The sequence below is a fragment of the Pseudovibrio sp. Ad5 genome (assembly GCF_001623095.1).
Lineage (GTDB): Bacteria > Pseudomonadota > Alphaproteobacteria > Rhizobiales > Stappiaceae > Pseudovibrio.
This window is the reverse complement of the sequence record NZ_LMCH01000023.1, coordinates 40,651-65,325: the sequence shown is the minus strand read 5'-3', so window position 1 is coordinate 65,325 and position 24,675 is coordinate 40,651. Positions and strand designations below refer to the sequence as shown.

Annotated in this window: 21 protein-coding genes; all 21 read right to left on the bottom strand. The window is 53.7% G+C overall.

Annotation, left to right across the window (positions count from 1 at the left end; all coding sequences use genetic code 11):
- Positions 1–183 precede the first annotated feature (183 nt).
- Positions 184–1,329 carry a non-hydrolyzing UDP-N-acetylglucosamine 2-epimerase gene (gene wecB, locus PsAD5_RS12160; RefSeq protein WP_063292295.1) on the bottom strand — a complete coding sequence of 382 codons (1,146 nt, stop codon included), beginning with the start codon at positions 1,327–1,329 and terminating at the stop codon, positions 184–186.
- 23 nt (positions 1,330–1,352) lie between these two features.
- Positions 1,353–2,438 (bottom strand): DUF4434 domain-containing protein, encoded by a 1,086-nt coding sequence (locus PsAD5_RS12155; RefSeq protein ID WP_208988586.1) that lies wholly within the window; start codon positions 2,436–2,438, stop codon positions 1,353–1,355.
- Positions 2,389–6,081: a tetratricopeptide repeat protein gene (locus tag PsAD5_RS12150; protein ID WP_084405952.1), complete on the bottom strand. Its 3,693-nt coding sequence runs from the start codon at positions 6,079–6,081 to the stop codon at positions 2,389–2,391. The genes PsAD5_RS12155 and PsAD5_RS12150 overlap by 50 nt, the downstream gene beginning before the upstream one ends.
- Positions 6,078–7,547: a glycosyltransferase gene (locus tag PsAD5_RS12145; protein WP_063292294.1), complete on the bottom strand. Its 1,470-nt coding sequence runs from the start codon at positions 7,545–7,547 to the stop codon at positions 6,078–6,080. The genes PsAD5_RS12150 and PsAD5_RS12145 overlap by 4 nt, the downstream gene beginning before the upstream one ends.
- Positions 7,548–7,721: 174 nt before the next feature.
- Positions 7,722–8,861 carry a CaiB/BaiF CoA transferase family protein gene (locus PsAD5_RS12140; RefSeq protein WP_063292299.1) on the bottom strand — a complete coding sequence of 380 codons (1,140 nt, stop codon included), beginning with the start codon at positions 8,859–8,861 and terminating at the stop codon, positions 7,722–7,724.
- A gap of 425 nt (positions 8,862–9,286) precedes the next feature.
- Complete coding sequence (locus PsAD5_RS12135) at positions 9,287–10,096, bottom strand: alpha/beta hydrolase (protein ID WP_063292293.1); 810 nt, start codon at positions 10,094–10,096, stop codon at positions 9,287–9,289.
- A gap of 4 nt (positions 10,097–10,100) precedes the next feature.
- Positions 10,101–10,520: a RidA family protein gene (locus PsAD5_RS12130; RefSeq protein WP_057463883.1), complete on the bottom strand. Its 420-nt coding sequence runs from the start codon at positions 10,518–10,520 to the stop codon at positions 10,101–10,103.
- On the bottom strand, positions 10,517–10,939 hold the full coding sequence (locus PsAD5_RS12125; protein WP_084405951.1) for an acyl-CoA thioesterase: 423 nt from the start codon (positions 10,937–10,939) through the stop codon (positions 10,517–10,519). The genes PsAD5_RS12130 and PsAD5_RS12125 overlap by 4 nt, the downstream gene beginning before the upstream one ends.
- Positions 10,929–11,612, bottom strand: a complete 684-nt coding sequence (locus PsAD5_RS12120; RefSeq protein ID WP_063292292.1) for an ABC transporter ATP-binding protein — start codon at positions 11,610–11,612, stop codon at positions 10,929–10,931. The genes PsAD5_RS12125 and PsAD5_RS12120 overlap by 11 nt, the downstream gene beginning before the upstream one ends.
- On the bottom strand, positions 11,612–12,361 hold the full coding sequence (locus PsAD5_RS12115) for an ABC transporter ATP-binding protein (protein ID WP_063292291.1): 750 nt from the start codon (positions 12,359–12,361) through the stop codon (positions 11,612–11,614). The genes PsAD5_RS12120 and PsAD5_RS12115 overlap by 1 nt, the downstream gene beginning before the upstream one ends.
- The gene (locus tag PsAD5_RS12110) at positions 12,354–13,379 is read right to left on the bottom strand and encodes a branched-chain amino acid ABC transporter permease (RefSeq protein ID WP_063292290.1); all 1,026 of its coding nucleotides are present in this window, start codon (positions 13,377–13,379) and stop codon (positions 12,354–12,356) included. Before PsAD5_RS12110 ends, PsAD5_RS12115 begins: the two co-directional genes overlap by 8 nt.
- Positions 13,366–14,286, bottom strand: coding sequence for a branched-chain amino acid ABC transporter permease (locus PsAD5_RS12105; RefSeq protein WP_057463887.1), 921 nt, complete (start codon positions 14,284–14,286; stop codon positions 13,366–13,368). Before PsAD5_RS12105 ends, PsAD5_RS12110 begins: the two co-directional genes overlap by 14 nt.
- A gap of 107 nt (positions 14,287–14,393) precedes the next feature.
- On the bottom strand, positions 14,394–15,533 hold the full coding sequence (locus PsAD5_RS12100; RefSeq protein WP_063292289.1) for an ABC transporter substrate-binding protein: 1,140 nt from the start codon (positions 15,531–15,533) through the stop codon (positions 14,394–14,396).
- On the bottom strand, positions 15,530–17,176 hold the full coding sequence (locus PsAD5_RS12095; protein ID WP_193757806.1) for an AMP-binding protein: 1,647 nt from the start codon (positions 17,174–17,176) through the stop codon (positions 15,530–15,532). Before PsAD5_RS12095 ends, PsAD5_RS12100 begins: the two co-directional genes overlap by 4 nt.
- Complete coding sequence (locus tag PsAD5_RS12090; protein ID WP_063292288.1) at positions 17,118–18,329, bottom strand: acyl-CoA dehydrogenase family protein; 1,212 nt, start codon at positions 18,327–18,329, stop codon at positions 17,118–17,120. Before PsAD5_RS12090 ends, PsAD5_RS12095 begins: the two co-directional genes overlap by 59 nt.
- On the bottom strand, positions 18,330–19,151 hold the full coding sequence (locus PsAD5_RS12085) for an enoyl-CoA hydratase family protein (RefSeq protein ID WP_082830577.1): 822 nt from the start codon (positions 19,149–19,151) through the stop codon (positions 18,330–18,332).
- On the bottom strand, positions 19,151–19,633 hold the full coding sequence (locus PsAD5_RS12080) for a MarR family winged helix-turn-helix transcriptional regulator (protein ID WP_063292287.1): 483 nt from the start codon (positions 19,631–19,633) through the stop codon (positions 19,151–19,153). The genes PsAD5_RS12085 and PsAD5_RS12080 overlap by 1 nt, the downstream gene beginning before the upstream one ends.
- Positions 19,630–20,382 carry an SDR family NAD(P)-dependent oxidoreductase gene (locus PsAD5_RS12075; protein WP_063288884.1) on the bottom strand — a complete coding sequence of 251 codons (753 nt, stop codon included), beginning with the start codon at positions 20,380–20,382 and terminating at the stop codon, positions 19,630–19,632. Before PsAD5_RS12075 ends, PsAD5_RS12080 begins: the two co-directional genes overlap by 4 nt.
- A gap of 11 nt (positions 20,383–20,393) precedes the next feature.
- Entirely contained in the window at positions 20,394–22,691 is a 2,298-nt protein-coding gene (locus tag PsAD5_RS12070; RefSeq protein ID WP_063292286.1) for a bifunctional salicylyl-CoA 5-hydroxylase/oxidoreductase, read from the bottom strand.
- A 294-nt stretch (positions 22,692–22,985) separates the two neighbouring features.
- Positions 22,986–23,804 carry an MBL fold metallo-hydrolase gene (locus PsAD5_RS12065; RefSeq protein WP_063292285.1) on the bottom strand — a complete coding sequence of 273 codons (819 nt, stop codon included), beginning with the start codon at positions 23,802–23,804 and terminating at the stop codon, positions 22,986–22,988.
- A gap of 49 nt (positions 23,805–23,853) precedes the next feature.
- Positions 23,854–24,636, bottom strand: coding sequence for a TatD family hydrolase (locus PsAD5_RS12060; RefSeq protein ID WP_063292284.1), 783 nt, complete (start codon positions 24,634–24,636; stop codon positions 23,854–23,856).
- Positions 24,637–24,675: the final 39 nt, after the last annotated feature.

Here is a 24,675-nt window from a genome sequence, read left to right as displayed (position 1 = left end):
AACCCGATTTAACTCCCGTTCACTCATAACCACCCATCCCATGCCACGCTCCCCAGCATAACCCAACGTAAGAGCACTGTGACATTTTTAGTTTGCAGAGGATAGACAGTTTAGCATTGCGCTGACATGACTAAAACGCATAAGGTAGATTATGGAACTTAAATGATAAAGGTCAGAATGAAGCTAGTCTGCTGAGTTTATGTGGCTTTCTACGGCCGTTGCTATGCGCTGTGATGCATGGCCATCGCCGAACGGGTTTTGGCGGTCGATCTTTGTGTGTTTGCATTTCAAGATACGAGCGGCTTCATCCGTGATGGTTTGCTCGCATGTGCCGACGAGTTTTGCAAGACCGCTGGTCAATGCTTCTGGTCGCTCTGTGGTCTTGCGCAGGATCAGCAGCGGTGTTCCGAACTCCGGTGCTTCTTCCTGTATGCCGCCGCTGTCGGTCAGGATCAGGTCGGCGTCACGTTCCAGTGCGATGAGCGCTTCATAAGACAATGGCGTGACCAGATGGATGCGCTGTGTATTTTTGAGCTCGGACTCGATCATGTCTTTGACGACCGGATTTGGGTGGACTGGCAAAATGACTTGCAGATCCTCATGGGCTTTTGTGATGCGTTTAATGGCCTGGCAGATGCGGCGCATGGGATCGCCCCAATTTTCGCGTCTATGTGTGGTCACCAGCACCAATCGCTTTTGCGGCCCCAGAACATCTTTCAGTTCGTCGAGCTCGCGTGCCGGTTTGATCTTCTGTGCCAGATGTCGAACGGCGTCGACCACCGTGTTTCCTGTGGTGAGGATTTTCTCGTTGCTCAGGCCTTCACGCAGCAAGTTGTCTTTGGCGATGGATGTTGGTGCGAACAGCCTATGGCACAGTTGGTCTGCCAATCGTCGGTTGGCTTCTTCGGGAAATGGATCCCGCAGCTCACCACTGCGCAGTCCGGCTTCCACGTGGCCGACTGGAATGGCGCTGTAAAAACTGGCCAGTGCGCCGACGAAGCCTGTTGTGGTGTCGCCGTGGACCAATGCGTATTTGGGATGATGCACGGCAATGTATGCGTTTATGCCTTTGAGCAGTTCGCCGGCCTGATCGGCCAGTCTGTGACTGGTGCTGGATACGTCGAGCCAGTTGATCTGGTGAATGTCGAAGGATTCAAGTGCGTTAGATGCGATTTCGCGGTGCTGGCCTGTCATCAGTACATGGGCGTGTAGACCTGGGCAGTTTGCGATTGCAGAGATGACCGGCGCCATTTTGATGGCTTCGGGACGAGTGCCGATGATGCACAGCACTTTGTCCGGGCCTCCTCCGATGATCTCTGGTTCTTTCATCTTATGCGCTACGGTCCTTGTGATTATTCGGCAGCTTCTGCATTCGCCAATGTGCTTGCGCCGCAGACATGAGCGTTCTGTGTAAGGAACTCTTTGATCTCGCGGCTGTGTTTATTGTCGAATTTCAGAATGTGGCTGGACAACGAGAACAAGGCCAGCGGCTGTGCGGGCGAAAATCTTGCGTTCTTCAGACGGCTTTTCATGGTGCCGAGCGTGGTTGGAATTGTGCTGAAATCTGCTGTTCTCGGGTCAATCTCGAAGATTTCCACCACCGGAATAACCGTATGATCTTGCGTGCTGAAAGCTGCGCTGATGGCGCGTTGCAGGTTGCGGCTGGAATAAGGTTCCATAAGCTTGGCCCCTAGCCCGTCCTGCAGCAACAGAATGTCCATGGATGAATTCGCCATGAGCTTGTTCCATTGTGTGGCCAGTTTTCGCGGAATGGTCTTCAAATCGGTGTATCCAGAGATGGCAACAGGCCCCGGGAGGATGCGGTTCAAGATTGCGCGGGTTTGTTTTGTGTACCCGGTGACGAGCTTTCTGAGCTTGCTATCCAACAGCAGATTGCCGTCAATTTCATCTGGTATATACCAGCCCGCAAATACCTCAGTGGGATGTGCGGTATAGCTGATCTGGGCCTTTATCGCGGTGGCGAGCTTTTCGGTCTCTGCTAAGCGATTGTCCAGATAGGTCTGGCCGTCCTTTTGCAGCTTCTCCATGAATGTTGGATCATACCGCAGGCCGAACCAGAGTTTGGCTCCAGCCTCATCTGCGCCCATGATTGCAGCTTCGAGCCAGAGTGGCAGCTTGATTTCATCCTGAAGATCGCTGCCCCACATGGTCCACTGCAGGATGACCTCTTCAATGCCAAGTCTTTGATGTGCAAGGAGTTCGCTGCGCCATAATCTGGGATTAGGAAAATATTCATCACCCCATGGCTGGATGAAGCTCATGCGTATAGGAATACATTCCTTAGTGCCGGAATCCTGCCGCGCATAGGCTTTAAAGATCATCATGAATGTGATGAGAGCGAGGCAGAACACCCCAAGAACGAAGAGTTTAGAAGTTTGCTTGAAGCCCGAGAAGCACTCGGCTGGTCTCACTGTCATCTGTGTTTAATACTTCGTGTCCTACACGCCCGAACACTTCCAGCTGAAGCAGGTCACCATAGGCTTCGGTGTACCACCCTCTCCACTTCAAAGATGCTCCCAGCCCTGCCTCGATCGCCACAGCGCTGGTTTGGGAGTTCCAGTTTCCGCTCCCTATGGAATACGCAAAGGGCGACAAAATCAGGTTAGGATCGAGCCTAAAAGTGTAACCAAGTCGGCCATCTCCATAGAATAGAATGGTTTTTTCCTTTTCGAAGAAACGACCACCTTCCAGATACAGGCTGATGTAGGGTTCTTTGTCGATAGGCTCACCGGAGTAAAAATCGTAGAGCGGGAGGAAATCGTTGCCGCGGGTGAAGGACCAAAGCACCCTCCCCAGCCAGTTGTCTTCTGTGATGCTGCCGCCTTTAAAGAACCGCTCCAGACCTACTTTCAGGTTTTGCGTCATAAACGGCTTGAAGCGCAGGCCGACGATGGTCTGATAGGTGTCAGGGTCCGGGCGGAAGCTGTAGCGTTGGTTAAGCCACTGGGCACGGGCGATGATCTCGAAGACGCGGCCATTCTGGTAGCCGATGACCGGAGGTCGCCATGCCACTTCCAGTGAGCCGAACGGGCTGCTGGATGGGATGCCAAGGATGGCGCCTGCAAACTCCTCCTCATCCTGCCGTGACGGGCTGGCGCCATCGAAGAACAGAAAGCTGATCGGGATTTCCAGAATGCGGAGCTGGCGCTGGAAGCGCTCCAGTTTGTCCTGTTCATAGATGTCGCGCTGGTGCCGGTGCAGCACATCAATCCGCTTGCGAAACAGTTCAGCGGCCTTCTTGTTTTCAAAGGCTGCCAGATAGGTATAGGCCAGATCTTCCTCCAGGTTCGCCTGATCTGGTTTTTCCTCCAGTGAGGTTTCAAAGCGGGTGACTGCCAGATCATTGTCGCCCTGAGCACGGGCAAGGTATCCTCCCAAAGCGAGTGTTGCCGGGTTTTTAAGGTCGGCTGGCGGCAGTTTTTCATATTCAGCCTCTGCTTCCTCTAGCAGATCCAACTGGAACAGAACCTGAACTACGGAAAAGCGAATGTCCGGTGTTGAGGCGATGGACCGTGCCTTGCGCAGGTCCACCAGAGCGCTTGCCAGTGCTTCAGGTGATTGATTGCCCTGATGGAGCGTGAGTTGGGCCCGGGCAGCGTAATAGCCGGCCATTTGTTCTTGAGAGAGCTTTGAGACATCCAGTTTGGCAAGGAGGTGTGCTGCCTCATCATAGTCCATCTGGCGCAGGTTGAGGTAGAGCAGTGCCATGCCAGCGCTCTGATCGTCATGTTCTTCAAAAGATTCCAGAAACCAGTCTTCCGCGACCTCATACTCTCCCAGCTCCTGATAGAGGAAGCCAAGCTGGCTTGCTGTGGCGAGGTTTGGGCTGAGTTCATACGCTTGCTGTAGTTCCTCTCTGGCTTTCTCTTTGTCTCCCAGTCGCAGGTAGAGGCTGGCCAGTGTCAGATGCTTGTCGGCATTCATGGGCTGAGCCTGAAGCTCCTGTTGCGCGCATGTCAGGGCCTCAAGATTGCGGTCAAGCACGCGGTAGGCCTCGCACCTGATCGCCAAGATTGCGTCGGTGTTTTGGGTCTGGTCCAGTTGCTGCAGCAACATCAGAGCTCTTTTGGGGTGATTGAGCTCCAGTGCAAGATAAGCAGCTTCCAAACGGGTTTCCGCAGTTGGGGCCAGTCGCAGTGACTGGCGGTACATTTTCACGGCTTCCTGAAGCTGCCCTTCTGTTTTCAGAAGGCGCGCCAGTGAGAGGAAAGCCATGGCAAACATGTCTTTGCTTTCCTCTGACAGGTTTGCAGTGTTGGTGTAGCTGAAAACGTAGTTCAGCCACATGCGTGCCGTGATGCCTTCTGCGGTGCTTTCCTTGAGCATGAGATATGCTGGCAGAACCAGTGTCGGGTCCGGTTGTAGCTTCCAGTCCGCGATCAGATAGTCAAGCGTACTGGTCCAGTCTTCATTGGTTGCAGAAACGGCTGCCAGATCAAACAGAAGACGTGCATAGGCTTTCTTGTCGTTTTCATTGAAGGCGCCGTCAGCACGGGCTCTTTGGGCTCGTGCAAGAGCATCCTGAAGAACAGCGGAGGCGATGCGGTGATGGTTGGAGAGTAGGGCGACCTGCCCTCTTTTTGCTGTGATGCGCCAGTTGGGCATCAACGTTTCAGCTTCTTTGAGAACCTGATTGGCGAGATCCAGATCCCCTGCCCGCCGTGCCAGATCTGAAAGGGTTTGCAACAGCTCTACCCAGGCTTCCGGAGATTTCTGCTGGTCGGTAAACTGGGTGATGGCGCGCAGTTCCACCAGCGCGTTGATGGCTTGTGTTTCCCAGCCGTTGTTAAGAGCAAGCATGCTGAGTTGCAGACCGTATTCCGGGCTTCGGGTGAGTTTGATCAGCAATCGGCCCGCAGTGACTGCTCTGGCATCATCTCCTGCGCGAATGGCGATGTCTGCCAGTGCCAGATAGTAGTTGGCGGCTTCTTCCGGACCGGAGGCTTTGGTGTCGAGGATCCTGCCATCCGCTGTCAGAAGCGCCATTTCAGCCTCAGCACTGGAGCCTTTTTTCACCAGAGCGTAAGCCAGCTGAACGCGCGTGGACAGTCCCAGTTGATCAATGCGTCCGGGGTTGAGGAAGGTCAGTAACTCATCAAGGTGACCAGAGTTCAGAGCACTGGCGGCCAGAGCTCTGGCGAATGTGCGTTGTTCCAAAGCGGAGGATTGGCGGCCAGTAAACAGTCCATTCATTTCGCCGCGCAGCAGCAAGCGGTAGGCTTCTTCGTCTTTGCCTTGCTCAAGAAGCAGGAAGGCGTCATTCAGGATGGCTGTGCGTTGGGTTCTTGGGGCGTTGTCCAGTTTGGAAAGTTCGTCCCACTCGCTGCGGGCTTCTTCCAGTTGATTGAAGTTGCGCAGAAGGTCGGCCCGTATGAGCCTTTGCCTTGGGGTGGCAGCGCCCAGCTCTCGCAGAATGTTCAGTGCCTGGAGAGCTTCTTTTGTTTTGCCGAGTTTGATGGCTGCTTCTGCGGCGCCTGCAAGAGCTTCTTCCCGGTTGCTCGGCAGTAATTTGCCAGTCTCTATCGCCAGCCGGAAATCATCAAAGGCTTCCGCATACTCGCCCGTGAGCATTTGCAGGTGGCCAAGCGAAAGATAGCCGCGGCTGAAGGCGGGGGCTTGAGATTGGAGGATTTCTAATTGGTCAATTGCTGCGATTGGGCGATTGAGGCCGATGAGCAGCTGGATTTTTTGCCAACGGGCCACAAGATGATTGGGGTCTTGCTTGAGCAGCTCATCCAGCTCTTTCAGGGCAGCTTCGTTCCGTCCTTTTGCCAGCAAACGGTATGCCAGATCCAGCAAGGGATAGGAGCGATAATCGCGCCACGTGCTTTGCAGGAGGGATTGGCTGTCCTGCCGGTCCTTCAGCAAGCTGATGTAGTACTCGTCTTTTTGCTGGAGGGTGTAAGGCGCAGGGCTGACTGGCTCTGAAGGCGGCACTGGATTTTGTGATTGTGTTGGGATGGATAAGCCAAGCGCAAACATGATGACCCACAGCAGATAGAATGCCGAGTTTCGGTTGGCATTCCCGCGTGTATTGTGGGGCGTTTGGGGCCGAGTCATGATTGCGCTTCCTGCTCTACAGGAATTGCCAGTTCCAGACTTTCTTCATCTGGATAATCATGGGCGGTCTTGTCCCAACCGATAACTTCGCCAGTGCCCAGATGCCGGATCCATGTTTTGATGGCTCGCATCATGGCGATGTAATTGATGATGATGGATACGAAGTAGCGCAGGGTTACAGGTGCCAATGCGCGCAGGCCATAATGGTAGCCTGTCCAGATATGGCGCTGGATAAGGCGGTGGGCGAGCAGCAGCACGTTGAACCAGATCACATACCAGAATGGGCTGTCTTCTGGCAGAAGCGGTGGCAAATGGTAGGCATCTGGTGCCAGCTTCTCATAGAGGCGAAGGCCCCAGTAGAAGAAAAGCGAGATGTACCCAATGATGATGGCGTGGCTGAAGAACACCATCTTCCTGTCGCGCCAATAAAAGTATTTATCAGCGAGCCCTCCTTTCCACCCTAGTTGTGCCCAGCCCTGAAACGCGATGCCGATGGTCCAGCGGGTTTTCTGGCGTACGCTTTGCCAGAAGCCGGAGGGGAACAGCTCCTGCGTGACTGCAAAGTCCGTGTGGTCGCTTTTCTTTGCCGGGTGGACCCAGAGCAAGCGGTGGGTGAGCCCCTTCCCTGTGAGCCGCATGGCGAGGTCATAGTCTTCCGTCAAGGAGCTGATGTTGAAGATTTCCGGTATGCCGTTTTCATCTGTCCCAGAAATGGATTTGGCTGTCTCGATGGTTTTCTTGGAATAGCAGGTACCAACGCCAGCGCCCGGAACTGTTCCGGTCAAGAAGCCCCTGACGAGAACTTCCTTGGAATGGAACTCGGCAAACTCGTCCATGTAGTGGCCAGCTGTCAGGTTCCGGCGTCTACGGGGTAAGGAGAGGACAGGCAGTTGCACCACATCGGCAAGTTCAAGGCTGGCGTTGAAGATGTGCAGAGCGTTTGGGTTGAGGATGTCTTCTGCGTCCTGCATGACGATGCCAGCAAAGGAGATGTTCTGTTCCTGTTCGAACCTCTCTATTTCGGCAATGATGGTGTTGACGCAGTCGGCTTTGCAGGTTGGGCCGTCATTGTTGGTGGTAACGACACGCAAATTGTCATGTTCGGCTGCCAGACGATTTGCAGCCTTCTGCGTGGCTGCGTCATTGGGGTAGACGCCAATGAAGATCCAATAGGATGGATAGTCCAGCCTGCGCATGATGCCTGTAACGGCGGGATAGAGGATTGCAGCTTCATCCCATGCGGGTAGCATGATGGCCAGCGGTCTGGGTGGGACGTGCCCGGTTTCTTCAAACAAGCGTTCTTCGGTTCTGCCCGCTAAGGGGCCGCGATACCAGGCGACGAAGGTGTAATAGAGGGTGTCAACGAACAGGTCATCTGCGCCAGATACAGCAAAGACGTATGAGGCGACGAGAAAGAGGCCCTGCGTAACAAGAAACAATAATACAAAAGCATCTGTTACCAGCATACTCTGGTGCACTCCTTCGCAGTAACCTGATTAAAGTTACCCTAGGAGATTCGAGAGGATGTCCTCAGTCATGGGATGTGCTCAGAGGATTGGGCTGAGGCAGTTATGACGTGGGAGGGAGTGCTGAGGCCCCCTCCGTTTACAGTTTGTTTCGCATCGTTAATTGTCGCAGATTCAGGCCAAAGTTTTGCTCTTTTGCATATCAACGATATCAGCTTCAGAGAAACCAAGCTGCTGTAAAACCTGTGCAGTATCGTCTCCGGTTCTTCCTGCTGGTTCAGGTGTTTGCGGAACTGTGCGGCTGAAGCGCGGTGCGGGTGCTGCCTGGGTGACGCCGTTGAGGCGGATGCGGTTGCCGCGCTCGGTGTTGAGAGAGGCTGCGTTTGCCTCCTCAATGGAGAGCACAGGGGCAACGCAAGCGTCGGTTCCCGCAAAGACGCCGGTCCAGTGGTCCAGCGTGTTCGCCTTGATGGCATTGCCGATTTGCTCTTCCAGTTGAGGCCATTCTTTCATGTTCATCTGGATCTTGGAAAGCTCTTGCGGGAGGTCCAGCCCTTTTAGCAGCAGAGCGAAGAACTGAGGCTCCAGAGAACCGACGGACAGATAGCGGCCATCTGAGGTTTCATAGCAGCGATAGAACGGAGCGCCACCGTCCAGCAGGTTCGTTTGGCGTTTGTCCTGCCAAAGCCCGCGACCCAGCAGGGAGTAGATCAGCCCCATCATGGCTGGCACGCCGTCGACCATGGCTGCATCGATCACCTGCCCTTTGCCGCTTCTGGTGCGCTCAAACAGCGCTGACAAGACACCCAGCAGCAGGAACATGGACCCGCCGCCGTAGTCTGCCGCCATGTTGAGTGGTGGGACTGGTGGGCGACCTTCCTCGCCGATGGCGTGGAGCATGCCGGTCATGGCGAGGTAATTGAGGTCATGCCCGGCGGCATGGGCCAGTGGCCCGTCCTGCCCCCAGCCTGTCATACGGCCATAGATCAGGCCCGGGTTCTTGGCGAGGCATTCGTCCGGCCCAAGGCCAAGGCGCTCCATTACGCCGGGGCGGAAGCCTTCGATCAGGATGTCGGCTTTTTCAACGAGGGAGAAGAAGACTTTGACTGCCTCTTCGCTCTTCATGTTGAGTGCGATGGACTTCTTGCCTCTGCGGTTGACGTCCTTGTCGATCCGCTCGCTGGTGCGGCGATCAACGACGATGACATCGGCTCCCAGATCTGCAAGCAATTGTCCGGCCATGGGCGCTGGGCCAAGGCCTGCCATCTCCACTACCTGAAGTCCTGAAAGTGGTCCCGCTTTTGCTGCTGTCACATATGCCTCCCCAGTCAGCCAAGTCCTGCGCATGCGGACATTTTAGAAAGTGCCCGTTTCCAGAGTTGATGCCTTGCAGAGCTGGCTCGTCAGATTAGATTACCTGAAAGCCGCGCTGGGCGGATAACTCCGGTCTGCGTTGTTGGGTCAACCTTAGAGCGGCTGATGGTGGTTCCACAACTCTCCATTTGGTGAATAGCCTATCCAATAGGTTAAGATGGATGGAGAGTGCGAGGAGATTTTCAATCTGATGCGCTGGGCTGTGTCGTTTGCTGTGATAGGTGCTTTCTGATGAAATGAATTCATCAACGCAGTTACATAGCAACTTAAAGTAACGCATGAATCACTTAAACCACGCAAAATTACACATAAGAACGCAAAGTCGCGCGGTTTATATAATATCTATATATTTCAGCAGGTTGTGATTATGTATTCAACATAGTTGTGAGGAGTAAGCTGTCTGGCTGTTCCAGCGCCTCTACCACGGTAAAATGGTTTTTGCCGGGGTCCTCATAGGCAGTGACCTGAGTTTCAAAACCACCCCACATTGCGCAGTGGGTTGCATTTTGCCGCCGAAACTCTGCCAGCTCCTCAGCGCCAACCCAGCCTGTAAAGCGAAGATTATCAAGAGGTTCGTGCAGCACCGGACTTTCTGCCAGCGCCTCCGCTTCGTCGATATGCAGGGTGTCGTTCATTGCCGTCCTGCGGATTGGCCGCAGATCGTAAACCCCGCTGATGCCGAGGATGTGCTTGATCCGCCTAGTGATACTATCTGGTATCATCCGGTTTTTGCAGCCCAACCTCGCTACCAAGTGTCCACCAGCAGAATGACCGGTCAGGTGAATCGGTCCTTTAACTTGTTCAGCTGCAACTTCAAGAGATCGCTGCATCTGATTGGCGATACTGGTTATTTTCGCTTCAGGGCAGAGGTCGTAAGAAGGCACGGCAACGGTGTACCCCATCTCGACGGCCCCCTTCGCCAAGTGGCTGAAGGCGGATTTATCGAAGGCCTTCCAGTACCCGCCATGAACAATCATGACGAGCCCTTTGGACGCCTCAGTGCCTTGTGGGAAGAACAGGTCGAGCTTCTCTCTCTCTCCGCTTCCGTAGGCTACGTCCAGTTGGTTTTTTGAGGTCTCGCGAAACGCTTTGGAGCGCTCAACCCATTGATTAAACAGCTCTTGTGCGTTTGGTACTGCACCGGAGTTATGATAGGCCGCGTCCCAATCCCGCATCACGTTATTCCGCTCTTGGCAGTACTGCCGTTGCTTCAATTTCCACTTTGGCCTGATCTTCCACCAAATCAGCCACCTGGATCATGGTCATGGATGGAAAATGACGGCCAAACACAGAGCGATACGCCTCGCCAACTTCGCGCAGGCGAGCGGTGTAGTCTTTCTTGTCGACCACATACCACGTCAGGCGCACCACATGCTCTGGCTTAGCGCCAGCTGTGGCTAGAATTTCGCGAATGTTCTCAAGCGTTTGCTTGATCTGGTCAATGAGATCATCGCTCTCGAAGACCTGCTGGCCGTTCCAGCCGATTTGACCTCCCAGAAAGATGGGTGTGCCTTCTGCCATAATGCCATTGGCGTATCCAGAAGCAGGCTTCCAACCTTCCGGCTGGAGAAATTTGAACAGTGCTTGTTGTGTTGTCATGAAGGTCCCTCTTCCTTCAGGAAAAATTCCATTTGTTTCTTAATGGCTTGCGGCCAACTCGCTGGCTTCTTGTCCTCGCCTTTGACGTAGACAATGACCGAGCGGCTTGTGAGACGAAGCTCGTCCTCGCATGTCACCGTAAACTCCAGATGGACGCTGGAGCGTCCCAGCTTTGTGACCTGGAGCGTGAATAAGAGTTTGTCACCAAGCTTGCTCGGCTTTTTGAACTCTGTTTCGATCTTGGCTGTGGGGATTGCATCCCCTTGATTTATATGAATGTCTACGAACGACGTGCCAAGCGATTGCTCGAACCACTCTTCTGTGACCTGATTGATCATCTCGAAGTAGCGGGGATAAAAGACAATTCCAGCGGGATCGCAGTGCTGGAAGATCACTTTGATCGTGCGTTTAAAGACCAAGGTATCTGTCCTTCATTTCCTCGGTGAGTGTATCCGGGCGGCCTGCCCAGACTGACTCGCCTTTTTCCAGAATGACGGCCTGATCAGCCAGAGGAAGGAGCTCCTTCAGCGTCTTGTCGACGATGAGAATGGACAGCCCTTCCTTCTTCAGCTTGGCGATTGCCTGCCAGATTTCCCCGCGCACAACCGGTGCCAAGCCTTCTGTTGCTTCGTCAAGGATCAGCAATTTCGGGTTTGTCATCAAGGCTCTGGAGATGGCGAGCATCTGCTGCTCTCCGCCAGACAGAGTGTTGGCGCTCTGGCTTTTCCTCTCTTTGAGGCGTGGAAACAAGTTGTAGACGCGGTCCAGTGTCCACGCGCCTTTACGGGCGGCTGCACTGAGATTTTCCAGAACAGATAGGTTTGGGAAACAGCGGCGACCTTCTGGCACCAATCCCAGACCCAAGCGGGCAGCTTTGTGACTGGACATGCGGTTCAGGCTTTGGCCGCAGAATTCGATGGTGCCTTTGGTTGGCGTAACCATCTGACAAATAGAGCTGATTGTGGTAGATTTGCCCATTCCGTTGCGGCCAAGCATCGCTACCATCTCGCCTTCATTGATGGAGAGGTTTACGCCGAACAGCGCTTGTGCCGCGCCGTAATGGGCTTCTAAGCCTTTGACTTCCAACAGCATCAGGCTTCCTCCCCGAGATAGGCTTCTCTGACAAGCGCACTGGCGCGGATCTCATCGACCGAGCCTGACAAAATGGCTGCGCCGCCCACCAGAACCGTGATGCGATCTGCCAGACGGAACACGGCATCCATGTCGTGCTCAATGAGCAGAATTGGTATCTCCGGGCGAATTTCCTCAAGGAATTCAGTGAGCTGAACAGAGCCTGTCGGGCCAAGGCCTGCCATGGGTTCGTCCAGTAGCAGTGCTTTAGGTTTGAGAGCCAAAGCGCAGGCGACTTCCACCTGACGGCGCTCACCGTGAGAGAGTTCCGAGACCGCGATATCTTCGCGGCCACCGAGGCCGACTTTTCTGAGCCAGTTTCCAGCGGTTTCGCGCAGTTCTTCGTCGGACTTTGTTTGCTTCCAGAAGCGGAAGCTGGAGCCCTGACTTGCTTGTACAGAGAGCATCACATTGCGACGTGCGCTGACTTCCATGGCCAGTGAAGAGACCTGAAAGCTTCGTCCAAGGCCTTTGCGGGAGCGACTGGCAACCGTCTCTGAGGTCACGTCTTCGCCATCCAGATAGATGCTGCCGCTGTCGGGTGTGATCCAGCCCGCAATTTGACCGATGAGCGTTGATTTGCCAGCCCCGTTTGGTCCGATAAGAGCATGAATCTCATTAGGTTTCAGATCCAGAGATACGTTTTTTGTCGCCTGCAAAGCACCAAAGGATTTGTGCAAGCTTTTGACTTCAAGAACCGGTTTAGTCATGGCGTGCTCTCCCTGCAATCATGCCCATGACGCCACCTCGGGCGAACAGAACGACCCCGAGCAAGGCCAGACCAAGCAGCAGTTGCCAGTGCTCTGTCCATTCGCCGATATAGGTTTCGAGCAGTACGAACAGGGCGGCGCCGATAACAGGGCCATAGAGACGCCCGACGCCGCCAAGGATGACGAACACCATAATCTCTCCGGAACGGTGCCAGGAGAGCATTGAGGGGCCTACAAAGCCGTTCAGCTCGGCAAACAGAGCTCCTGCAAGGCCGGTGATCATCGCGGAGATGACAAAGCCTGTGAGCTTGATCGGCAACGGGTCAATACCCGAGGTTGCCAGCCGTGTCTCATTCATACGAGCGGTGCCAAGCGCTGCACCGAAACGGGAGCCAGACAAGCGTGCTGAGACGAAGATTGCACCGAGCAGCAGGACAAAACAGACAAGGAAGAACGTCAGAGCGCTTTCTGCGTCTACCATTGGAAGTTCGTTGCGTAGGTAAATTGAAAGCCCATCTTCACCGCCGTATGTCGGCCAGGAAATGGCGAAGTAGTAGATCATCTGGGCAAATGCCAGTGTGATCATGATGAAGTAGACGCCTTCGGTTCTCAGCGAGATTGCGCCAATTGCTAAGGCTGCGATGCCGCAAATGACCATTGCGACAATCCAGATAATAAGCATCTGGTTGGTGCCGGAGATCGCAAAAGGCATGGCCATGAAGAGGGTTTCTTCAAAGCTGTGAAAGGCTGCAATGCCAGTGGTGTAGCCACCAATGCCGAAGAAAGCTGCATGGCCGAAGCTGACCATTCCGCCTTGCCCGATGGCAAAGTTGAGGCCAACGCCAGCAATGGCGAAGATGGTGATCAGGCTTGCCAGATTGACGTAGTAGTCTTCTCCGATAGAAGACGCCCAGAGCGGCAGAGCCAGCAGGATTGCCATAACTGCGATGTTAACGACGGTCTCGCGGCTCAGCTTTGGAATGTTGATGGATTTTGGAGCTGTATCAGTTCGTTGCATTGAAAAGCCCCTTTGGTTTGACTGCCAGAATGCCTGCCATCATCAGATAGATAAGCATGGATGACAGAGCTGCCCCGATGCTGTTTGCACTGGCATTTTCCATGAAGAACTTCAGGATGACGGGCAGGAAAATACGTCCCAGAGTATCCACGAGGCCAATCAGGATGGAGCCGATGAGAGCGCCTTTGATGGAGCCAATGCCGCCAATCACAATGACCACGAAGGCCAGAATGAGAACAGGTTCTCCCATGCCGACCTGCACGGAGCGCAATGCGCCGACCAGAGCACCTGACAGACCTGCGATCGCGGCGCCCAATGCGAAAACAATGGTGTAAAGCGTTTTGATATCAACACCTAAGGCAGCGATCATCTCGCGGTCACTTTCACCGGCGCGGATCCGCATGCCAAGGCGCGTTTTGGAAATAAGCAGGTAGAGAAGCAGGGCAACAGCCAGCGCTGCCAGAATGATAAACAGGCGATAGACCGGATAAGCTTCTACGCCGGGCAACGCCATGGTGCCCCCCAGAGCTGCCGGAATGTTGAGGTAAAGTGGCATGGAGCCGAAGACCATGCGGGTGCCTTCAGAAAAGATCAGAATAAGAGCAAAGGTTGCCAGTACCTGATCAAGGTGATCGCGGTCATAAAGCCTGCGAATGACAAGCATTTCGATGAGTGCACCAGCTGCCGCCGCTCCAAGGACACCACCACCAAGACCAAGCCAGAAAGAGCCGGTCTGCTGAGTGATCCAAGCGCAACAAAAGGCACCGACCATGTAAAGCGAGCCATGAGCGAGGTTGATCAGACCCATAACGCCGAAGACCAGCGTGAGGCCAGCTGCCATCAGAAACAAAGTGAGACCGAATTGCAGCCCGTTCAATACCTGCTCAAAAATCAAAGCTGCCGTCATTTATGATATTCCCGAGGCTTCTTTTTCATTGTGACATCAGTATAGGGGATCAGCGGAGAAGGATTAGGGTTTCCCCGCTGATTAACTTTTTACTTCAATGCGTTGGCTTATTTCATCCGGCATTTGGATGCGTATGCATCCTGATGGCCTTTGATTGCGACACCGACAATTTTGTTGGTGATCTGGCCGTCTTCTTTCACCACTTCGCGAACATAAATATCCTGAATTGGGTGGTTGTTGTTGCCGAATTTGAAGTCGCCGCGCACAGAAGCAAAATCTGCTTCTTTCAGTGCTGCGCGGAAATCGTCCTTGTCGCTGACATCTGCCTTTTCCATTGCAGAAAGGATCAGATTTGCAGCGTCATAGCCCTGAGATGCGTACAGGGAAGGCAGACGGCCATAAGCTTCTTTGAAGCCTTTGACGAACTTTGCGTTCACCTCGCTCTCAATGTCCTTACCCCACTGGGAAGAGTTTGCCACGCCGAGTGCAGCGTCACCAATCGCAGGCAGAATGTCCTGTGAGAAGGAGAAAGCCGGGCCCATGACAGGCACATCAACGCCGGACTGCGCGTACTGCTTCATGAATGCAATGCCCATGCCACCTGGCAGGAAGAAGAACACGCTGTCAGCGCCAGAAGCACGGATTTGTGAGATTTCTGCAGCGTAGTCATCCTGACCGAGCTTGGTGAAGAGTTCACCTGTCAGCTCGCCTTGGTACATCCGCTTGAAGCCTTTCAGAGCGTCGGTACCAGCTGGGTAGTTTGGCGCCAGAATGAAGGTCTTCTTGTAGCCTGCTTTGTTGGCGTGAGATCCCATTGCCTCATGCAAGTTGTCGTTCTGCCAGGCCACGTTGAAGTAATTTTCGTGACAGGCTTTACCAGCCAGCGCAGATGGGCCTGCATTTGGGCTGATGTAGAGCGTGCCTTTGCGGGTTGCCGCAGGAACCACAGCCATTGCCAGGTTGGACCAGATGATACCTGTGAGGATATCAACCTTGTCTTTTTGAATGAATTTGTCTGCCAGTTTTTTGGCAACGTCCGGCTTGCGGGCGTCGTCTTCTACCAGCAGTTTTACATCGGATGCGCCTGCCTGTTTGAGTGCGAGCTCAAAACCATCGCGGACGTCGATGCCGAGGGTGGAGCCACCGCCTGACAGGGTGGTGATCATGCCAATTTTAACTTCGGCTTGCGCCACGCCAGCTGTACAACACAGAAGCGCGGCTACTCCGGCTGAAACGAGTTTTTTCATATAAGTTCCCCTGATTTATCCTCGACCAGCTGTTCCTTCAGGCGGAATCTTTGAATTTTACCGGTCGCGGTTTTTGGTAGAGAATCTACCAGTTTAAGTGAACGAGGGTATTTATAAGGCGCTATAGTAGATTTTACATAGTCCTGAAGACGTTTGATTACATCTGCATCTTGTGGGTGGTCCTCCACCAGCACCACATGAGCTTCAACAATCTGTCCCCGGTCCTCATCTGGCACGCCTATAACCGCACACTCGGACACTTCCGGACTGCTTAGCAGAGCAGCCTCAACTTCAGGCCCGGCGACGTTGTAGCCGGACGTGATGATCATATCGTCTGCACGGGCTGCGAAGTGGAAATACCCTTTTTCATCCTGATAAAAGGCATCACCTGTCAAATTCCAGCCGTCACGAACATATTTCTGCTGCCGGTCATCTTGCATATACCGACAACCGGTTGGTCCTCTTACGGCAAGTTTGCCAACTGTGCCGCGTGGAACCTCCTGCATGTTTTCATCAACCACTTTTGCGGAGTATCCTTTGATCTCCCGGCCAGTGGTTGCTGGCATGGCATCTTCCAAATGGTTGGAAATAAAGATGTGCAACATTTCCGTTGCGCCAATCCCATCCAGCATCGGAATCCCGGTTTTTGCTTTCCATTGCTCAAACACTGGTGCTGGCAATGTTTCTCCCGCTGAGACTGCAATGCGCAGTGAGGACAGGTCTGCCCCCTCTTCCATTGCCGCCATCATGGCACGGTAAGCCGTTGGTGCTGTGAATGAGATCGTTGCCTTGTAAGTCTCAATGATCTCAATAAGCTGCTTGGGTCCTGCCGTTTCCAGCAGAGTAGCGGTTGCGCCGAAACGAAGCGGGAAAATTGCCAAGCCGCCGAGGCCAAATGTAAAGGCCAGTGGCGGACTGCCAACAAACACGTCCGATGGCTGGATGTTGAGCACTTCCTTTGCATAGGCATCTGCGATGATCAGCAGATCGCGGTGGAAGTGCATGGTTGCCTTCGGCTGTCCGGTGGTGCCAGATGTGAAACCCAGCAGGCAGACATCATCTCTGCCCGTTTGAACGGCTTCAAACTGGACGGGCTTTGACAGTGCGACCTTATCCATCTCACCGGCAAAGTTGGCCGTGCCATCGAAGCTCACGATTTTGCTCAGATGATCGTTCTGCTCAAGGCAACGCTCCATCTCTTCCATGAGGCGAAGATCGCACATGGCCAGTTTGATTTCGGCCTTGTCGACAATCTGGCTTAACTCGCCAGCCCGCAGCATTGGCATGGTGTTGACCACCACAGCACCTGCTTTTGTAGCAGCCAGCCAGCAGGCGACCATAGCCGGGTTGTTTGCTGAGCGGATAAGAATGCGGTCGCCCGGTTCTACTCCGTAATCCTCCTGCAGAGCTCGAGCGATGCGGTTCGTCCAGTCCGCAAGCTCCTTGTAAGTGCGTTTTCTGCCATTGCCGATGAGAGCAATGTTGTCACCAAAACCGCGTTCAACCATCTTGTCGGTCAACTCTACTGCGGCGTTGATGTAATCTGGGTACTCAAACCCCTCCAGCTGGAAAACTGGCTGCTGATCAATTGGTGGCAGCCTGTCCCTTGTGAAGGTGTCCTTGTGCGCGCTTGGTCCCAGCATTTCTCCCCTCCTGAGAAAGCAATTGCCTTGCTACTATTATTTTCTGAACATCGGATGCGCCTTCGTAGATGCGAAGAGCTCTGATTTCACGGTAAAGTTTTTCGACAGTATTGCCTGAACGGACGCCCTCACCCCCGTGGATTTGTACCGCCTTATCAATGATTTGTTGGGCCTGATCGGTTGCGAATTGCTTTGCCATGGCAGCCTCGCGAGATACTCGTGCTGCCCCCATGTCTTTCGTCCATGCAGCGCGGTAGATCAGGAGTGCAGAGGCATCAATGTCGATTGCCATTTCCGCCAGATGGCCCTGCACCATCTGCATATCGGCCAGCACGCCATCCCCCAGTTTGCGGGTTGTTGCGCGTACTACGGCTTCTTCCAATGCACGGCGGGCAAAGCCTAAAGCAGCAGCACCGACGGTGCAGCGGAAGACATCCAGAACCGACATTGAGATCTTGAAGCCTTCTCCGGCTCCCCCAATGCGATTTGCTGCTGGAATGCGCAGTTGTTTAAAACCCAACCGTGCCAGAGGATGAGGTGCCATCACATCCAGCCGTTCTTCAACGGTTAAGCCCGGTGTATCCGCCGGTACTATGAAGGCGCTGATGCCTTTGGCACCCGGTGCTTCGCCCGTCCTTGCGAAGACAACGTAAAGGCCTGCAATGCCGCCGTTGGAGATCCAGGTCTTTTCGCCATTGAGCACATAGTCATCGCCGTCGCGGATAGCGGAAAGTTCTATATTTGCGACATCTGAACCGGAGTCTGGTTCTGTTAGCGCAAACGCAGAGAGTGTCTGGCCTGCTCTGGTTTTATTGAGCCACAGCTGTTGTTCTGGCGTGCCAAACAGGCTGATGGCGCCTGTTCCCAGACCCTGCATGGCGAAGGCGAAGTCCCCCAGACCGTCGTGACGGGCCAGTGTTTCGCGCATGATGCACAGGCTTCGGACATCCAGCGGTTTGGGATCAGCCGGATCAACAGCAGTGAGCTTCAGGAAACCAGCAGAACCAAGATCATTAACGAGCTTGATACAGGCAGCATCCGTGTCAGAGTGGTCAGCTGGAAGGTTTTCGCAGCACCAGTTTTCTATGGCTTCGGCCAGCTCTCGGTGTTTTTCTTCAAAGAACGGCCATGTGAGGAAGGTGGTGTCAGCCATTTACGCCCCCTCAAAGACCGGTTTTTCTTTTGCAACAAAAGCTTTGTAGGCGGTTTCGAAGTCTTTGGTCTGCATACAGATGGCCTGCGCCTGTGCTTCAGCTTCAATCGCTTGATCCAGACCCATATTCCATTCCTGATTGAGCTGGGTCTTGGTGATACCGTGAGCGAAATTTGGCCCTGCCGTGATACGCTGCGCCATGCGGATCGCATCGGCCTCGAGTGCTTCTGTGGTGGACATAGAGTTGAAGTAGCCCCAAGTGTAGCCCTCTTCAGCGCTCATGGACCGACCTGTGTAGAGCAGCTCTGCAGCACGTCCCTGACCGATAATGCGCGGAAGAATGGCACACGCGCCCATGTCACAGCCTGCAAGGCCGACGCGGGTGAACAGGAAGGCTGTTTTGGCGTCTGGTGTACCAATGCGCAGGTCTGATGCCATAGCCATGATTGCCCCAGCACCAACGCTGATACCGTCTACAGCTGAAATGATTGGCTTGGTGCAGTTGATCATGGCTTTGACCAGATCACCCGTCATACGCGTGAACTTCAGCAGGTCTTTCATGTCCATTGCAACAAGCGGACCGATGATGTCGTGGACGTCTCCACCTGAGCAGTAGTTGCCTTCGTTGGAGGCGATCACAACGGCATTAACGTCATCCGCATAGACGAGATCGCGGAATGTATCGCGCAGCTCGGCATAGCTTTCAAAGGTCAGTGGATTTTTACGGTCCGGGCGGTCCAGTTGGATGACTGCGACATCGCCTTCCATGCGCCAAATGAAGTGCTTTGGCTGCAAATTCGCCATTTTGTAGGTTGTCAGCATTATCGGGCCTCCCCCTCCCAATCGCTTGCAAATACCTTCAGTGTTTCAGCAAGGGTTTCTGCTTCATCGGGAGAAAAGTGAGAGAGCAACTCATTGATCCACTCGCGGTGACTTGCTGCCATTTGCTCAAAATTCTTACGACCTTCTTTTGTGAGCAGAACCACAGAGGTTCTCCGGTCTCCGTCTCTCAAGGTGCGCTGAACCAGTCCGTCCGTGGTCAGGCGATCAATGAGGCCGGTGACGTTGCCGTTGGATACCATCAGGTATTTGGAGAGCTGTGACATGAGCATGCCCTCTGGCTCCCGGTAAAGTGCTGCCATCACGTCAAAGCGTGGCAGGGTCACATTGTATGTTGTCCGCAGCCGCTCTCTCAGTTCGCCTTCAATCGCACGAGAGGCACGGAGCAATCTCAACCAGAGGCGAACGCGGGACTTGTCGTCGGTTGCTCTGTCAGCTTTGAGCATTTCCTGTGAGGCTGTCATTGGGTCTCGCCTCCTGATACTGAAATAGCTTGCCCTGTCACAGAGCGGGCGCCATCTCCGATGAGCCATGCCACTGTGGCGGCGACTTCGTCTGGCTGGATGAAGCGTTGCTGTGGGTTGTCCTTGTAAAGAGCGGCCCGTGCCTGCTCTTCGTTCATTCCGGTTTTTTGCATGATGTTTTCGATCGAGCGTTGCAGCATTGGGGTCTCTGTGAATCCTGGACACACAGCATTGACCGTAAATGGCTTGCTGGCAAGTTCGAGTGCCAGTGATCTGACCATACCGATGACACCATGTTTGGCTGCGGCGTAGTGAGACACATAGGAATAACCGCGCAACCCCGCTGTTGAGGCAATGGCGATCAAACGCCCATACTCCTGCCCTTTCAGGCATTCCAGTCCTTTTTGGAAGGTCAGGAATGTACCTGTCAGGTTGATGTCGAGCATGCGCTGGAAGTCTTCCCGTTCGATCTTTCCAAAAAGTGCAGATTCTGCTGCACCTGCATTGGCAATCACGATGTTGACTGGTCCGTTTGCTTCAGCCGCCTTTTCAAACATCTGCCCAACGGATACTTCATCGGTAATGTCTGCTGTAACAGCGCTGATGCGGCTGTTGGCACTTGCGACCAGATCAAGCGGCTCGCGTCTGCGCCCTGCAATGGTGACGTTGATGCCAGCCCCCGCGAGGTGGCGGGCTATTTCAGCCCCAACGCCTGTCCCGCCACCTGTTATGAGTGCATGCTTTTCCAAACCGATCTTCCTCACACGCGAACTTTCATGGTCTCGGCGCGCTCTGCCAGACGGTACAGCTGGTCACGGCCAGCATGATATGGTTCTGGCCAGTACACACCTTTGTCACCCAGTTCAGCAGCTGCGTGCAGTGTCCAGTACGGATCGGACAGATGCGGACGAGCAAGACATACAAGATCTGCGCGACCAGCCATCAGGATTGAGTTCACATGATCTGGCTCGTAGATGTTGCCGACAGCCATGGTTTTCATACCGGCTTCGTTGCGGATACGGTCTGAGAACGGCACCTGGAACATACGGCCATAAACCGGTTGTGCGCGAGTGCTGGTCTGACCTGCGGAGACATCGCAGATATCAACGTCAGCTGCGTCCAGCATGCGAGCGATCTCAACAGCTTCTTCTGGTGTGAGGCCCTCGTCTTCCACCCAGTCCGTTGCTGAGATACGCACGGACATTGGTTTGTCCTGAGGCCATGCTTCGCGTACTGCTTTGATGACCTCCAGTGGGTATCTCATGCGGTTTTCAAGCGATCCGCCATACTCGTCTTCACGCTTGTTGGTGAGTGGTGAGATGAAGGAGGACAGAAGATAACCGTGGGCGCAGTGGACCTCGACCATATGAAAACCAGATGCGTCTGCCATCTTGGCTGCATTCACGAACTCTGCCTTGACGCGGTCCATGTCTGCCCGGTCCATTTGCTTTGGCGTCTGGTTGCGTTCAGACCAAGCGATTGGAGAAGCGGCAAGAAGCGGCCAATTGCCGTCGTTCAACGGCGCGTCCATCTCTTCCCAGCCAAGCTGCGTTGAGCCTTTTGGACCGGCATGGCCAAGCTGGCAGCAGATCTTTGCGTTGCTGTATTCATGTACAAAATTAGTGATGCGCTTCCATGCCGTTTGATGTTCTGGTGCGTAAAGACCCGGGCAGCCTGGTGTGATGCGGCCATTTGCGCTGACACAGGTCATCTCAACAACAACCATTCCTGCTCCACCTTTGGCGCGTTCGCCATAGTGGGCCAGATGCCAGTCGGAGACTGTTCCATCTTCTGCTTTGTACTGGGCCATAGGCGAGACAACCACGCGGTTGTTCAGTTCCATCTCGCGAAGTTTGAACGGTGCGAACATTGGCGGGCGTGGAGCATTGTCAGTATCCGACACTCCGGCTTGATTTTGGAACCAGCCTTCTGCTGTTCCCAGCCACTCAGCATCGCGCTCTCGCAGATTCTCATGGGAGATGCGCTGGGAGCGTGTCAGGAGTGAGTAATTGAACTGAACTGGATCCAGGTGCAAGTAGCGTTCGACGTTTTCAAACCATTCCAGTGAGTTACGAGCAGCGGACTGGAGCTTAAGAACTTCCAAGCGGCGCTCGTCCTCGTACTTCTGGAATGCACTTTGAATGGAGTTTTCGCTGTGCAGATAATCTGCCAGTGCAATGGCGCTTTCCATGGCAAGCTTTGAGCCTGATCCGATAGAAAAGTGTGCGGTTGCAGAGGCATCGCCCATGAGAACGAGGTTTTCGTGGGACCATTTCTCACAGAGCACGCGTGGGAAGTTGATCCATGCAGAACCACGGACGTGGTTTGCGTTGGTCATCAACTGATTGCCACCAAGATGCTTTTCGAAGATCCTCTCACAAGTCCGGCACGATTCAGCCTGGCTCATATCTGCAAAGCTGAACGCCTCATAGGTCTCTTCTGTACACTCTACAATAAAAGTCGCAGTGTCATCATCGAATTGGTAGGCATGTGCCCAGATCCAGCCGTGCTCTGTTTCTTCAAAAATGAAGGTGAAGGCATCATCGAATTTCTGGTGGGTGCCGAGCCAGACAAACTTGCATTTGCGGGTGTCGATGTCTGGCTTGAAATACTCAGCAAACTCTGTGCGGCTGGTGGAGTTCAGACCATCTGCAGCAACAACGAGGTCGTAATCTCCCATGAGCTCTTTTGCGCTTGTGTAGTTGCGCTCGAATTCCATGTTTACGCCAAGCTCTTTAGCCCGGTCTTGTAGCAGCAGAAGCAACTGCTTGCGGCCAATGCCGCAGAAGCCGTGACCGCTGGAGACGTGGCATGTATCTCGGTAATGAACCGCGATGTCATCCCAGTAAGCAAAATGCGCGCGGATGGCTTCAGCGCTTTTCTCGTCGTTGACCTTGAAGTTGTCCAGTGTCTCATCTGAAAGAACAACACCCCAACCGAAGGTGTCGTCAAACTTATTTCGCTCAATGACTGTGACCTCATGCTGAGGATCTCGCAGCTTCATGCTGATTGCGAAATAAAGACCTGCCGGGCCGCCTCCAAGACATGCGACTTTCATTGCTCTCTCCCCCTTAGGCTGCAAGTGCCTAATTCCAACTTGAGATAAGCGTGACAGGTTTTTTAAATTATTTCAAACATAAAATATCTAAGTATAAAATATACAAAGAGTGGCCAATTGTCAGTCTAACGTGCTGTATTTTATATGCTTATTTTTGGTTTGTAGCGAGCTGCCTTATCTCGGCAGAGAAATATATTTATCTCGCACGCGTCACTGATATATCTATATCAGCATGAAACGTGGAGGTCTGGCAAGCATTGATTCTGTTTAGGTATCATAAAATATGCGACGGCTTCAGACCGTCGCATGTGCTGGAAATTTGATTTCCTGACCATCAAAGGCAGGTGAAACACCTTCTGGAAGGTCTGTCCGCAAGTGCTGATAATCCAGATCGCAATGCAAATTGGTGAGGATGCTCTTGGCAGGTTTCATCTTCTCAATCCACGCCAATGCATCATTTACGCAGAAGTGGCTTTGATGTGGCTTCTGACGCAGTGCGTCCACAATCCATGTATCCAGTCCCTTCAATGCATGAAAGCTGCTTTCCGGGATATCGTTGACGTCTGGCGTGTATGCCAGATCCTGAAAGCGGAAGCCCAGTGCATCAATGTCGCCATGATGGACAAGAAATGGTAGCGCAGTGATCGGTCCCCCTGCACCATCGATGGTGACCGGAGTGCCATTCGTCAGGCGGTTTTCGCTCAGGATTGGCGGATAACCGGAACCTGGCGGCGTGACAAAGCAGTAGTCGAAGGCAGACCGGACACGCTTTGAGGTGAACTCATCCATAAAAACGGGCACTTTGGCACGCTGCATGAGCGCAAAGAAGCGCAAGTCGTCTATACCATGCAAGTGATCTGCGTGGGCATGGGTATAAAGTACTGCGTCCACGTGTGTGACACCGGCTGCCAGCATCTGCTCACGCAAGTCCGGGCCGGTATCCACAATTATGGTCGTCGTGCCATTTTCAGAGAACCGCTGAACCAGCAGAGCACATCTACGGCGGCGGTTTTTCGGTTCATTGGGATCACATTCGCCCCAATCTCCACCAATCCTTGGTACGCCGGTAGATGAGCCGCAGCCCAGAATAGTGACCTTAAAATTGCTGGTCATCGGTCCTCTCAAAATACAATGGCAACACGATCCGCGTCAGTTTAGTCAATCAAGCTGGCTGTGGCACCTTGGAAAACAGGCGCAGGAAATTCTGTGTGGTTGCCTTGGCCATTACATCTTCTGAGACGCCCAGTGCTTCAGCCAGAACTTTGTTGGTGTGCGCTACATAGGCAGGCTCGTTGCGCTTGCCACGCCATGGCTGCGGCGCAAGATACGGGGCATCTGTTTCAACAAGAAGGCGATCCATTGGAAGTTCTGCTGCGATCTCGCGCAGTTCGGTGGAGCGCTTAAAAGTCAAAATGCCGGAGAAGGAGACATAAAGGCCGAGCTCCAGACCCTTCATTGCCAACTCTTTGCCAGAGGAAAAGCAATGAAGAAGTGCTGGGAAGCTGCCAGCCTTCATCTCTTCTTCCAAAATGCGCATCATGTCTTCATCGGCATCTCGGCTATGTATAACCAGCGGCAGCTGGGTTTCGCGTGCTGCTGCAATATGCGTGCGCAGGACTTTTTCCTGATCTTCTGGAGATGCGTTGTCGTAAAAATAATCTAGTCCGGCTTCTCCGATTGCCACCACTTTGGGATGCTTAGCAATCTCCACCAGTTCTTCCGTGGTGACGTCGGTTTCCTCACCCGCTTGGTGCGGATGGGTTCCGACGGAGCAGTATACGCTGTCATAGGCCTCAGCGATTTCTTTAATCTGCTCGAACTTGCGGACGCGAGTACAGATGGTGACCATCAGCTTGACGCCAGCCTCGTGGGCGCGCTCGATGATCTGATCGCGTTCTTCTGCGAAATCCGGAAAATCCAGATGACAATGACTATCAACTAACATGGTCACAGCAAAAGCGCCTCCAGCGCGATTCTGTCAATA

What these genes read in the sequence shown, in the direction of transcription:
- PsAD5_RS12120 (WP_063292292.1), bottom strand. Translation starts at nt 11,612, where the DNA reads ATGCTGTTGGAAGTCAAAGGCTTAGAAGCCCATTACGGCGCGGCACAA.
- PsAD5_RS12150 (WP_084405952.1), bottom strand. Translation starts at nt 6,081, where the DNA reads ATGACTCGGCCCCAAACGCCCCACAATACACGCGGGAATGCCAACCGA.
- PsAD5_RS12130 (WP_057463883.1), bottom strand. Translation starts at nt 10,520, where the DNA reads ATGACAACACAACAAGCACTGTTCAAATTTCTCCAGCCGGAAGGTTGG.
- PsAD5_RS12145 (WP_063292294.1), bottom strand. Translation starts at nt 7,547, where the DNA reads ATGCTGGTAACAGATGCTTTTGTATTATTGTTTCTTGTTACGCAGGGC.
- PsAD5_RS12100 (WP_063292289.1), bottom strand. Translation starts at nt 15,533, where the DNA reads ATGAAAAAACTCGTTTCAGCCGGAGTAGCCGCGCTTCTGTGTTGTACA.
- PsAD5_RS12090 (WP_063292288.1), bottom strand. Translation starts at nt 18,329, where the DNA reads ATGGCTGACACCACCTTCCTCACATGGCCGTTCTTTGAAGAAAAACAC.
- PsAD5_RS12115 (WP_063292291.1), bottom strand. Translation starts at nt 12,361, where the DNA reads ATGACTAAACCGGTTCTTGAAGTCAAAAGCTTGCACAAATCCTTTGGT.
- PsAD5_RS12110 (WP_063292290.1), bottom strand. Translation starts at nt 13,379, where the DNA reads ATGCAACGAACTGATACAGCTCCAAAATCCATCAACATTCCAAAGCTG.
- wecB (WP_063292295.1), bottom strand. Translation starts at nt 1,329, where the DNA reads ATGAAAGAACCAGAGATCATCGGAGGAGGCCCGGACAAAGTGCTGTGC.
- PsAD5_RS12135 (WP_063292293.1), bottom strand. Translation starts at nt 10,096, where the DNA reads ATGCGGGATTGGGACGCGGCCTATCATAACTCCGGTGCAGTACCAAAC.
- PsAD5_RS12095 (WP_193757806.1), bottom strand. Translation starts at nt 17,176, where the DNA reads ATGCTGGGACCAAGCGCGCACAAGGACACCTTCACAAGGGACAGGCTG.
- PsAD5_RS12060 (WP_063292284.1), bottom strand. Translation starts at nt 24,636, where the DNA reads ATGTTAGTTGATAGTCATTGTCATCTGGATTTTCCGGATTTCGCAGAA.
- PsAD5_RS12155 (WP_208988586.1), bottom strand. Translation starts at nt 2,438, where the DNA reads ATGACAGTGAGACCAGCCGAGTGCTTCTCGGGCTTCAAGCAAACTTCT.
- PsAD5_RS12105 (WP_057463887.1), bottom strand. Translation starts at nt 14,286, where the DNA reads ATGACGGCAGCTTTGATTTTTGAGCAGGTATTGAACGGGCTGCAATTC.
- PsAD5_RS12080 (WP_063292287.1), bottom strand. Translation starts at nt 19,633, where the DNA reads ATGACAGCCTCACAGGAAATGCTCAAAGCTGACAGAGCAACCGACGAC.
- PsAD5_RS12065 (WP_063292285.1), bottom strand. Translation starts at nt 23,804, where the DNA reads ATGACCAGCAATTTTAAGGTCACTATTCTGGGCTGCGGCTCATCTACC.
- PsAD5_RS12070 (WP_063292286.1), bottom strand. Translation starts at nt 22,691, where the DNA reads ATGAAAGTCGCATGTCTTGGAGGCGGCCCGGCAGGTCTTTATTTCGCA.
- PsAD5_RS12085 (WP_082830577.1), bottom strand. Translation starts at nt 19,151, where the DNA reads ATGCTGACAACCTACAAAATGGCGAATTTGCAGCCAAAGCACTTCATT.